Here is a 10,975-nt window from a genome sequence, read left to right on the forward strand (position 1 = left end):
TGTTTTGTCTGCTGTTGCCGCGTGTAATCAGGTTTTCATCGGTGCCAGTTTTTTGCAGTTTTCCTTACGGCTAGGGTACTGCTCGCATTTACGCAGCACGGATTTAACCTGTGCCTCGTTCTGCAACTGTTTGTTCGCCAGCAGCTTCTCGGTGATGAACATTTCTTCCGAACCGAGATTGCGTTCGGCTTTGTCGATCATCGCCAGCGCTGACTGCGGGTCCTTGCGTCTGAGGTGGTAGCTGATCATCAGGTCGTAGAGTGAAGGCCCGGCCAGCGACCAGTCCTTGATCGACTCGAGGTCTTTCAACGCCTCAGCGCTTTTGCCTTGGGCGAGGTGCACGCTGAAGGCCGTCCGACGAATGCCCGGTTGATCTTTTACCGGTGAGGATAGGGCTCGCTGGCTGAAAATATCCGCTTCCTTTAGCTTGTTTAGTTCCAGCGCAGCCATTGCAGCATAGGCATCTTTGTAACCTTGCAGGGCGCTGGCAACAGGCGCAGCGTCGCGGATTTTCGGCCAACTGCGAGGATCCACTTTGGCCCGACGTTCCTGATGGTATTCGCGTCGTAGATACTGGCGTAGTTCTTCATCACGGTCAGTCGCAGACATGTGTGAGCGAGTGAAGTATTGGCTGGTCGCATTGATACCAGTGATCAGCCCTTGGTTGAGCAGCACGTCCAGCTCTTTGGTGAAATCATCCAGTTTGAATTGTTGCAGCGACTGCTGCATGGCGGTCTTGCGTGCATCGAGAAAACTGCCAAGCAATGGCTTCTGTTTACCCTGGAAATCGTTCAGACGTTGCAGGGTGAAGCTGGCTGCTCTGGGCGCATAGCCGGCACGAATCATCAGGTCGGTGCCAAGCAAATCTGCCTGGTCTTCCTGGCTGCGGCCCCAGGCAGTGCTCCAGATATTGTCTGAGAAACTGTTGGCGAGCGTCGTGAAAAGCACCGTATTACCGATGGTCTTCTGCGTACCGATTGGGTCTTTGTTGATCAGTGTCATCGTGCCAGCGCTGCGGTTTACACCGGTATTGGAGGCCATGGCTGCGAAAACGACGGTGCTGGCAACCGTGCTCATCATTTCTTTTTGCTGCTGAAAAGCAGCCATCCGGTCGTGATGCTGTAGCAGCACATGGCTCATTTCATGGCCCAGCATGGCGGCGATTTCGTCTTCGCTTTCGACGTTGTCGAGCATTCCTAGTGGGACAAGTATGTTGCCGAAAGGATCAGCGGTGGGCCCGAAGCTATAGCTGTCGATGATGCGTACTTGCAGGGTCGGAAGCTCACCGGGCCAGCCTTTGGACAGTCGAATGACAATGCCCTGAAGGTAGGTTTGCAGCATAGGGATGTCTGCCAGATTTTGCTGGCGCGCCTCTGCGGCAGGAATCGCCCGACCGTCGTAGCTCAATTGCTGTTTGCTCTGACGTTGTGGATCGAGCTTGTAGTGCTGGCGAACGTCGGTGTTATCGATGAAACGTCCGGCGAATCTGGATTGGGTCGACGGACCGACCAGATTCATGACGGCGTCGTTGGCACCTTTCATGGTGTTGCAACCACCGAGCAGCAACGAGGCTAGAACGGTGCATGTCGCCCGCAGAGATCCCTTCATGCGTCAATCCTCAGTGTTTGCAACCAGCACCGAAACCGATGGTGGAGTTGTTCTGGCTGTCGGCCGCTAGGCTGCTTGGCATCTTCTGACACGGCAGCTTCACAATCTTACTGGGGTTGAGACGCAAATCCATGGTGTCCAGCCAGACTTTCTTGCCGGCCAACTCAACCTGAACCAACTCCAGAGCCTCGTTGTACTGCAACACCGGGAGCGGATTCTTGGGCGCATCTTTCAATGCCATCTCGCGTTCAAATTTTCCTTGCTCGTCCAGCAACGCCACCGGGTCGGCGAGAAAAGCCTCTACGGTCGGCGTCGCTGACAAAGCTGCCTGGCTGAAGAGTACTGCGATTAAAAAAACTGCTGAGCGGGTCATCCTTGAGTTCCTTGTAAGTATCTTAAAATACGCTGCCGTTAGTTCTTGCGCGCGAAGAACGCCTCAAGCTTTTCACTGAACAGCACCATTGAAATCATCAGTACGGCGAGTACGTTGACCGGGGTTATGTTGCGCAGGTGTAGCCCGTAACTGAGCGCCGCAAGCAGGCTCATCACGAGGACCCAGGACGGTATCGGGGACTTGAAAAAAGCGCTCTGTTGAACCCTGCTTTCGGGTGATCTGAACAGTGCAAGGTTGCGCTCGTGCAACGCCTTGAGGATGGAAATCAGCGCCAGCAGGGCTATCTCGATGATATCCAGAGAGTTGATCTCGAAGCCCAGACTCTCGGGTTCGCGATCGTAGTGCATGCCTTTGGTGATTAGGTTGTCGAGGGCCATAGCGTGCAGGTAGACACCGGGAATTTTGCCGTGCACAGGAGATTGCACCAGGTCCCCGGTCGATGTGATGTGTGCGCCGACCAGCACCAATCGATCACGCAGTAATTCGGACAGCAACGCCCGATCCTCTGCAGTGCTGACTTCAAGATCGCTGGCTGAAAGGGTCAAGCTGTAGGGGCATAGTGTTTGCGCGGGATTACCCAGCTTCCAGAAAATGGCCTGACTCAATTGTTCCAGGGCGCTCAGTACGAAGCCGCTGGACGTTGAGCAGTGAGCGACGTCCGCTACGCGAGCCTGTTCGGTGGCCAGGTTCAACCCCCACTGTATGGCAATCGGCGGTTGTTCCAGAGTGCTGCGTTTATCTTCAGGTAGACTGGCGCAGTCTTGTCCTTTGCAATATTCGCGATACAGGGCAAATGCTGGCGTTTCCATAATGCCCGGCGACGTGTCGACCGCCAGTGGATACTTGTTGCCAAACCCGTTCCATACCACGGCCACCGGGCTGGATGTTTCAGCAAGGCTTGCCAGCGTGTTGGCTTGTCCGTCCTCACCTCGGGATTTACCCGTATTCGCCAACAACAGCGGTATGCCCTGATGGCGGTAGCGTTCGAACACGTTCGCGAGTAATTGGCTGCCCTGAGTCGGATCGCCTTGGGAATGATCATGGCTATACAAGAGATCCACGAACACTGCTTTGGGTTTGTAGGCGAGCAAGCGTTTGAACAGCTTGCTCTGCTCACCGTACGGCAATGGCCAATAGGTGTTGTTGCGCATCAGATAGGCATCGTCGATCAGGATCACGGCGATCTTTTCTTGGCCGCTACGCTCGTACCCACCGGCGAAGACTCGATTTAACCATTGCGCTGAGGCATCGTTGCTCGAACTCGATAGCCCGAAAGGATCGAGTACTGCGAGCAGCAAAATAAACACACTCAGCGCGTATTGCCGCCAGGAGAACAATGAAAAAAGCGCCCGCATCCTTGGCTCGATCTATCTGAAAGTACCGGCTTTTTAAAGGAAACGGATGGCTAGTGTCAAGGTGCCAGTATTGAGGCGGTGTTGGGGAGAGAGACTGGTTGTCGAGCCTACTGAGAGACTGATGCAGGGGATGAATCGAATTCCAGAAACAACAAAGCCCCTGCATTTCTGCAGGGGCTTCGTTTTGTATGGTGCCGGCACCAGGAGTCGAACCCGGGACCTACTGATTACAAGTCAGTGGGTCTACATGTATATGCTGCTTTACGAAATATGAAGAACCTATACGTATAAAGGGTTTTCAAGCTATCCTTGCTTTACGGGCTAACACGAAAATCGACCAAATTTGCTGTCAATTGTTAGCCCGATGTTAGCCCAAGACAGTATAGGCAGGGACATGGCAAAGCTGAAGTTCACCAAGACTGCACTGCTGGCGCTTCCTCCACCCGAGGCTGGGAAGCGCCTGACCGTCTACGACACTGAAGTACCGAAGCTTGCGATGCGGATGACCGCTGTAGGCTCCCGCACCTTCTACGTTGTGAAGCGTTCCGGTGCGTCGATCGCGTGGGTGAAACTCGGCACGTTCCCCGAGATGACCGTTGAGCAGGGTCGAACGGAGGCGCAAAAGATCCTCGGCGAGTTCGCCACTGGAGCGAACCCAGCTGCAGTACGTCGTGCCATTCGCCAAGAGTCGACCTTCACTGAGATGTTGGTCGACATGCTGGCACACAAAAAAAAGCGTGACGGCTCTGTGATCACCGAACGCACGAAGAAAGACTACCTCGACACGGCGCGGCTTCACATGGGAGCCATCACCAATAGCAAGTTGTCTCACATCACCCGTTCTGAGGTGAAGACGATTCACAGCAAGGCAAGCAGGAAAAGTGCACGCCAAGCTGACAAAGCCGTCGCCATCGTTTCCTCGGTGTTCAACTACGCCGCCGATCATGAGCATTTCAGTGGCACCAATCCGGCCAGCCGTATTCAGAAAAACGCTGTAGTGTCGCGCGACCGATTTGCCCAAGCCGGAGAGCTCCCGTATCTCGTTGCTGCCATTGGCGAGTCGAAGCTTGCCGACTTCTTTCTGCTGTCGCTGCTGACGGGCGCGCGGCGCTCAAACATACAGGCGATGGCTTGGCGTGAACTCGACCTGGATGCCAGCATCTGGCGTATCGGCATGACCAAAAACGGCACGCCACAGAATGTAACCCTGTCTCCCGAGGCCGTGACCGCCCTCCGTGTACGCAAGCTCATAACCGGCAACTCTTCTTTCGTGTTCCCTGGCGCTGGCAAGACTGGCCATTTGGTTGAGCCCAAAAAAGCATGGGCAGCCATCCTGTGCCGCGCCAGTCTGCGACGCCTTCTCGACCACTTGAAAAGTCTCGGCAAGCTTACGGAAGCGGAGCGCCAGCAAGCCGAGCGCCAAGTTATAGAGGCGCCGGCCGCCGCCCAGAAGCGTTATAGAGCCTATTCCGCAACACTCGATATCGACCCGGCACTCTATGACATGACCGATCTGCGGATTCATGACCTACGCCGTACCCTCGGGAGTTGGCAGGCCAAGGCTGGCACATCGATGTTGATCATCGGCAAGAGTCTCAATCACAAGAGCCTGCAATCAACGGCAATTTATGCTCGTCTTGACCTCGATCCAGTGCGCCAATCCGTCGATAAGGCGACCCAAGCCATGTTGGAAGCGGCAGGTGTCAAACAGCCGGCGGCGGAACTGAAGTTGCCAGCGAAACGCTCAGTGAAAAAGAGCTAGAGCACATGCTCAACAGAATCGACCAACCCACCTGACGGGACAAAAAGCGGGCTCCCCGCCCGGTTGGCCGATTTTATTCATTAACAGGGGGGCGTTTGGAGGGCACGAGAGTGCGCAAGATGGAGGATCTCAAGGATTGGCTGGCTATCAAGGATGCAGCGAAGCGTCTATCTGTAAGTGTAGGGCGGGACATAAGCGAGACCGACATTCTGCGCCTGGGCCTCGACGGCCGTCTAACGTTGTCAGTGTATTTCGTGAATCCCGTGACAGGAGACCTTAGAGACATAGAGCTGCTCGAAAAAGATCCTTTCGAGGATGACGGATCTCCGGCTCACAAAGCTGAAGATGATTTAAAGGCCTGGCTTGAAAGGTTTTTAAATGGTTTGCGAGCACTTCCAGCGGGCTGGGATAAAGACCACGACCTCGTAGCCTCACAGGTGGCCCGTGCCTTTGGGCTACTAAACCCCCAGAGGCTTGAGGGTGTGTGGGATTTGCCGATGATTGGAAAAGAGGCGTTAGATATAAAGCGTGAATATCAACGTTTGACGGGAGGGGTAGGCGTAAATCAAACGGATATTGGTGGCCGCTTGGTCAAAAAACACAACAAACATGAAGTTTTTGAGATTTTTCAATGGGACAGTGAGGGGAAGTTTCGCCGTCCCACAAGCTCCCTGCTAGATGACGGCATGCTTGTTGTTAGAACTGCCGTGCTGCGGGAGTTTGAGGGGCAGCAGCTTTGCGTGGAGGAGTCCGCAGATGAGATGAAGCCTTCTCATCTGCCGGTAACCGCTTGGCTTCTGGAGTTGCTGATGGATGACAGTCGGCCACGCTATAACCAAGAATCCATAGCTGAAGCAATTAATGCGCGGCACCCTGATTGTCGAGGAAGCAGCAAGAGTAATCTGACCAAGCTGTTTGCCGAGGCCAATGCAGCAGCAAGGGATGCGGACAAAGAAGCTCAAGCCAAAATCGACGCCCGACAAGCCTCTCGACGCAAAGTGACCGCAGGAAGGGCTGCGACGGTCTGAATTGGCGTTTTGCAATTGCAAAAATGAGTTTTGCCGCTGCAATGCCTTCCCGATCTCTTTTCCACAACATAGTCCCGTCGTATCAACAACTACGGGGCTATTCATATGACCACCAACCACGCCACCAATACCGCAGCGATCAAAGCCGAAATCGCGGCGCAGCTCGGCTTCGACCCGAAAAACCCACCCGTCAGCGTCGACGACAAGCAGGCCGCTGAAGTGCTCGACGTGAAATCGACCACCCTCGCAGTCTGGCGTTCGACTGGGCGCTACAACCTGCCTTACCTCAAAGTTGGCCGCCTGGTGAAGTACCGCCTGAGTGACCTTGCCGAGTTCCTCGCTCGACGCACCGCCAACCACACCGGTGAGGTGCGGGCATGATCGCAATCACCTATCAGGGTAGCGAAGATCATCAGCAGTTTGTTGTCGATAAGCTGATTCCACTGATCGTTGGCCATGCCTGCACCACCAACACACCGAGCCGGATCGTCGCCATGAAAGCCTTCCTCGCCCTGGCAACGATCCTGCAATGCGACGGCTTGGAGCGCAATGCGCTCGTGGATGCAATCGACACTGTTCGTTTGCCGGAGCATTTCATGCCCAAGATTCTGCATTGATGGCTGCTCCCATCGATATCTTCCTCTCGCGCTAGGACAGCGTGAAGGGCACCGGCAGAGCAAATATATAGCCGTACCGCGGCCCGTGAGGATAAGGCCCCCGACCGTACCCATCTGCGGATTTGAAGATGTCCGCTTCGTGTGGGGTGTGGTGAAACTACAACTTATTGGCGGATGACATGAGCAAAATCACCATCCAACTGAATATGGACGAACAGCAGTCGAAGAAGTACCCGCACCGGCTCAGCAATCAGTACGAAGTTACCATGGCTACTCTTTGGTACTCCGGCCGCTACCGGAAAGTACCGACCGGTCAACGCAGCTCAGAAGTTCCCCCGGACCTGCCTTACCTTGCTGCAACCTGCCGTACGCGCTGTGAGTTCAAAAAGCAGCTCGACACCAATTCTGTGGAGCGTGCGCGGTGAAGACCATGGACCATCAACTGCGGGCGGATGTACTGCAGCGGCTCGAGGCCGATTTTGGCTTGCAGCACATGGCCGGCACCCAATACATGCGTAAGGGTACTTGTCCCCAGTGCAACCAGCGGCAGCTGTTTTCCCGGTTTGACGAGCCATGGTTCATCCGCTGCGGTCGTGAGCAGAAATGCCGCTACATGGAACCGGTCAAAGAGCTGTACAGCGACCTGTTCGACGACTGGAGCAAGCGTGCCCCTGCCACTGACGATCAACCCGCTGCGAGTGCAAAGGCCTACCTGGCCTTCGCCCGTGGATTCGACATTGGGATGATTGAAGGTTGGTATACCCAGGAACACTACTTTGATCGGGACCTGAACATTGGCTCCGCTACCGTTCGCTTTCCACTCGACAAGGGTGGGTACTGGGAGCGGTTGATCGACAAGCCGAACCGCTTCGGCAAGAAAAAAGCGCGCTTCAAACCGGGAGACAGTTACAAGGGTTACTGGTGGGTACCGCCCTGCGTGGACCTGCTGCAGGTGGATGAACTCTTGATTGTCGAGGGCATTTTCGACGCCATTGCCTTGGTGCTGAACGGCATTCCCGCCGTTGCCTCGCTTTCCTCTAATGCCTTTTCAGAGGAGTCGCTGAAAGCCCTGATTACCTCTCGCAGCGACAAAACGCCAAAACTGATCTGGGCACTGGACAACGAACCAGGAGCGCATAAATACACCCGCATGTGGGTCCGCAAGGCGCGTGACATGGGCTTCGCTTGCGGGGCTGCGCAGATCCCGCAGCTCGATTCGCGCAAGGTCGATTGGAATGACCTACATCAACGTTGGACGTCCGTGGACGAAGTCGAAGCCCGTAACCAGTGGATCGAAAAAGATCTAGACGACGCCAAGCATCACGGTGCTCTGCTGATTGCTGAAAGTGCCGTGGAAAAAGCTTTGCTCATGTACCAGTGGCGCGAGCGCGAAGAGTTTCACTTCGGCTTCGACTCCCGCCTGTACTGGTGGAAGTTGGACATTTCGAAGTTCAACAGCGCCATGCAGGCGCTGGATGCCAGCGACAACCACGAAAGCCAACAGCTGAATGATAAAGCACGTCGCACCAAGGCCCTGCGCATGTCCGGCTGCGTGGTCGAGATCGCCAACTGCTACCCCAAGGCTCTGTACTTCCAGCGCAACGATATTACTGATGAGTCCTGGTACTTCTTCCGCGTCGACTTCCCCCATGACGGTGGTTCTGTGAAAAACACCTTCACTGGCGGCCAAGTCGCAGCGGCGAGCGAATTCAAAAAAAGGCTTCTCGGCATGGGTGCCGGGGCCGTGTTCACTGGTACTGGGCAACAGTTGGACAAAATCATGAAGGACCAGCTCTTCGGTATCAAAACCGTTCAAACGGTCGACTACGTGGGCTACAGCAGGGAGTATGGCTGTTACGTGTTCAACGACATCTCCATCCGGGAAGGACAGCTCATCGCCATTAACGAAGAGGACTTCTTCGAGATGGGCAAACTGAAACTCAAGAGCCTGCAAAAAGGCGTGAAAATCGCCATACAGAAAGACGCCAAGGAATACGACACTCGCTGGCTGGACTTGCTCTGGCTCTGCTTCGGCGCCCAGGGCACCGTTGCGCTGACCTTCTGGTTCGGCTCGTTATTCGCCGAACAGATCCGCGCGCGGTACCAATCGTTCCCATTCTTGGAGGCCACAGGCGAAGCCGGCGCTGGCAAGACCACCCTGCTTACTTTGCTGTGGAAGCTGCTGGGTCGCGAGGGGTACGAAGGCTTCGACCCATCCAAATCCACGAAAGCCGGCCGTAGCCGTCTTATGGGGCAGATCTCCGGCATGCCTGTCGTGCTGCTCGAATCTGATCGAAGCGGCGACGAAAAAGCCCACGCCAAAACGTTCGAGTGGGACGAACTGAAGGACTATTACGGCGGCGGCACGCTGGCTACCAAGGGTGTCAAAACCGCAGGCAACGAGACTTACGAGCCGCCCTTCCGCGCCACCATCGCCATCAGCCAAAACGCGCCGGTCGTAGCCTCCGAGGCGATCATGACCAGGATCGTAAAATTGCACTTCGTGCGGCCAACTGTGACAGCTGAAAGTCGCGCTGCGGCAGACCTGCTCAACTCCATGGAAGGCGTAAAGCTCAGCCATTTTCTACTGCAAACGGTACGCAAAGAATCGGAAGTGATGGAGCTGTTTTCTCAGCGTGTGCCCGGCTATGAACGAAAGCTGCGCACCCTTCACAGCCATTGCTTTGCGTGCGAAACGCCATTCAAAAATGAGCAGGACGACTGTACCCATTGCGGTAACAACCTGCGCGGCTACATTCGAGTGGAGAGGATCAACAAGAACCACGCCCAACTACTGGCGTTGCTCGACTGTCTGCGTTTGGTGGTATCTCTCAGCGAGCTGCAGATCAGCCATACGCGCAACAAAATCATCCGCATGGCCATTGAACGCCAGGCCTCGATCAGCTCAGATCACCCGGTGGTGGCTGAATTCTGGGAAGTGTACGAGTACCTCGAAGGCTTAGATGCCGACGGCCCGGTGGTCAACCACAGCAAAAAAGACCACATCATCGCCATCAACCTCAACGACTTCGTCAAGTGCGCCGCCGAACACCGCCAGAAGGTCGCGGACATCAGCGAGCTGAGGGCGCGACTGAAGGATTCCCGCTCACGAAAGCTGATCGAAACGAACAAGGCTACCGACAGCGCGGTTCGTGCCCACCAAGCCACACACTCCAACGTCACTGTCACGAAGCAACCCATCGTGAAGTGTTGGATTTTTAGTGCCTGACCACCAGCCACCGTCACAACCCGTAAATCCAGATTAAAGTAGAGGGCAGATCATGAACTCCCAATCGGACAACGTCTTGGTTTTCGAGGACCTGCAGCGCATCACTGGCTACCAGCGCCGTTCCGATGTCGAAAGGTCGTTAACAGAATAGGGCATACGCGTATTTCGCGGGCGCACAGGCCCTTGGGCAACCTTGAACCTTATTAATCAAGTGGCAGGGCTCACACCGGCATGCGCAGAACGGTACGACGCCGATCATATGAGGAAAGCACGGAAGCGGAAGCACAGCCCCCAAATTCCAGCCCACATCGATCGGATCGCTCCTTCACCGGCCGTTTACTTCGATCATCGGGGCGCCTGCAGACGTTCGTTGGCAGAGATTCATCGGATCGCCTGGTGGGCATTGGTAATGTTCCGCGCGCGTACTGCTTAAGAAACTATGAAATCATCTCGCCCTTTTGAGGCCCTGAAATACATTAGTCTCGATGGCTTAACGCAGCTCAATGGTTCTGGATTCGAACCACGTAATACTCCATTTTAAAGATGATTGGCACGGCGACGTTCAAACGTCCGGAGTCAGTGTTATACGGATTTGCATTCGATCTGATCAAGATGATTCGTAGGCGTGCGGCTGAATTTTGCCCTACTCTGGCAGCCTATTCGGCGTGCGGCGGTCAGCTCAGGTGAAAACTTTGGTCGGCACCAGATCAATGGGATGGTGAGCATCCACCGCCCCGTTTGTTCTGCTGTTGACAGGCTGCTTGTTGATGGCTACGCGCGCGCGTACTGCTCCGAAAAGTACAGGCTGGGGGCTGTGTACGCGAATGTGGTGTGGGAAAAACCTACGGCTCCCTGCAAGTGTGAGATAAATGGAAAGAACGACCTAGTCGGATTCAGGCGGCAATTTTCAGAGGTGGGCCGGGGAAAGGGTTAGTTTTTGAAAAGGCAGGGCGAACGTTGCTAGAGGGCCCGTATTTACTGG

General features: G+C 55.2%; 9 protein-coding genes and 1 pseudogene. 7 read left to right on the forward strand and 3 right to left on the reverse strand.

Annotated elements, in window-relative coordinates:
* Positions 1 to 27 precede the first annotated feature (27 nt).
* Genes EQV97_RS15800 through EQV97_RS15810 form a run of 3 tightly spaced genes read right to left on the reverse strand, consistent with a single transcriptional unit; the run spans position 28 to position 3,357 of the window.
* The gene (locus EQV97_RS15800; protein ID WP_240889230.1) at positions 28 to 1,608 is read right to left on the reverse strand and encodes a M48 family metallopeptidase; all 1,581 of its coding nucleotides are present in this window, start codon (positions 1,606 to 1,608) and stop codon (positions 28 to 30) included.
* A gap of 10 nt (positions 1,609 to 1,618) precedes the next feature.
* Positions 1,619 to 1,981, reverse strand: a complete 363-nt coding sequence (locus EQV97_RS15805) for a hypothetical protein (protein WP_240889231.1) — start codon at positions 1,979 to 1,981, stop codon at positions 1,619 to 1,621.
* A gap of 38 nt (positions 1,982 to 2,019) precedes the next feature.
* Positions 2,020 to 3,357, reverse strand: a complete 1,338-nt coding sequence (locus tag EQV97_RS15810) for a CHASE2 domain-containing protein (protein WP_240889232.1) — start codon at positions 3,355 to 3,357, stop codon at positions 2,020 to 2,022.
* Positions 3,358 to 3,751: 394 nt separating this feature from the next.
* Here EQV97_RS15810 and EQV97_RS15815 point away from each other — a divergent pair, with 394 nt between their 5' ends.
* The 7 genes and pseudogenes from EQV97_RS15815 to EQV97_RS15845 form a co-directional block, all read left to right on the forward strand.
* The gene (locus tag EQV97_RS15815; RefSeq protein ID WP_240889233.1) at positions 3,752 to 5,119 is read left to right on the forward strand and encodes a tyrosine-type recombinase/integrase; all 1,368 of its coding nucleotides are present in this window, start codon (positions 3,752 to 3,754) and stop codon (positions 5,117 to 5,119) included.
* Between the two features lie 110 nt (positions 5,120 to 5,229).
* On the forward strand, positions 5,230 to 6,147 hold the full coding sequence (locus tag EQV97_RS15820) for a hypothetical protein (RefSeq protein ID WP_240889234.1): 918 nt from the start codon (positions 5,230 to 5,232) through the stop codon (positions 6,145 to 6,147).
* Between the two features lie 105 nt (positions 6,148 to 6,252).
* Entirely contained in the window at positions 6,253 to 6,528 is a 276-nt protein-coding gene (locus EQV97_RS15825) for a helix-turn-helix domain-containing protein (protein ID WP_240889235.1), read from the forward strand.
* Positions 6,525 to 6,764 (forward strand): hypothetical protein, encoded by a 240-nt coding sequence (locus EQV97_RS15830; protein WP_240889236.1) that lies wholly within the window; start codon positions 6,525 to 6,527, stop codon positions 6,762 to 6,764. The genes EQV97_RS15825 and EQV97_RS15830 overlap by 4 nt, the downstream gene beginning before the upstream one ends.
* Positions 6,765 to 6,943: 179 nt before the next feature.
* Entirely contained in the window at positions 6,944 to 7,189 is a 246-nt protein-coding gene (locus EQV97_RS15835; protein WP_240889237.1) for a hypothetical protein, read from the forward strand.
* Positions 7,190 to 7,194: 5 nt separating this feature from the next.
* Entirely contained in the window at positions 7,195 to 9,993 is a 2,799-nt protein-coding gene (locus EQV97_RS15840; protein ID WP_240889238.1) for a toprim domain-containing protein, read from the forward strand.
* 52 nt (positions 9,994 to 10,045) lie between these two features.
* Positions 10,046 to 10,255: pseudogene (locus EQV97_RS15845) on the forward strand (hypothetical protein); the annotation flags it as partial.
* Positions 10,256 to 10,975: the final 720 nt, after the last annotated feature.

It is taken from the genome of Pseudomonas sp. TMW22090 (assembly GCF_022496665.1).
In the GTDB taxonomy this organism is placed as follows: domain Bacteria; phylum Pseudomonadota; class Gammaproteobacteria; order Pseudomonadales; family Pseudomonadaceae; genus Aquipseudomonas; species Aquipseudomonas gregormendelii.

What these genes read in the sequence shown, in the direction of transcription:
- EQV97_RS15805 (WP_240889231.1), bottom strand. Translation starts at nt 1,981, where the DNA reads ATGACCCGCTCAGCAGTTTTTTTAATCGCAGTACTCTTCAGCCAGGCA.
- EQV97_RS15840 (WP_240889238.1), top strand. Translation starts at nt 7,195, where the DNA reads ATGGACCATCAACTGCGGGCGGATGTACTGCAGCGGCTCGAGGCCGAT.
- EQV97_RS15810 (WP_240889232.1), bottom strand. Translation starts at nt 3,357, where the DNA reads ATGCGGGCGCTTTTTTCATTGTTCTCCTGGCGGCAATACGCGCTGAGT.
- EQV97_RS15835 (WP_240889237.1), top strand. Translation starts at nt 6,944, where the DNA reads ATGAGCAAAATCACCATCCAACTGAATATGGACGAACAGCAGTCGAAG.
- EQV97_RS15800 (WP_240889230.1), bottom strand. Translation starts at nt 1,608, where the DNA reads ATGAAGGGATCTCTGCGGGCGACATGCACCGTTCTAGCCTCGTTGCTG.
- EQV97_RS15815 (WP_240889233.1), top strand. Translation starts at nt 3,752, where the DNA reads ATGGCAAAGCTGAAGTTCACCAAGACTGCACTGCTGGCGCTTCCTCCA.
- EQV97_RS15830 (WP_240889236.1), top strand. Translation starts at nt 6,525, where the DNA reads ATGATCGCAATCACCTATCAGGGTAGCGAAGATCATCAGCAGTTTGTT.
- EQV97_RS15825 (WP_240889235.1), top strand. Translation starts at nt 6,253, where the DNA reads ATGACCACCAACCACGCCACCAATACCGCAGCGATCAAAGCCGAAATC.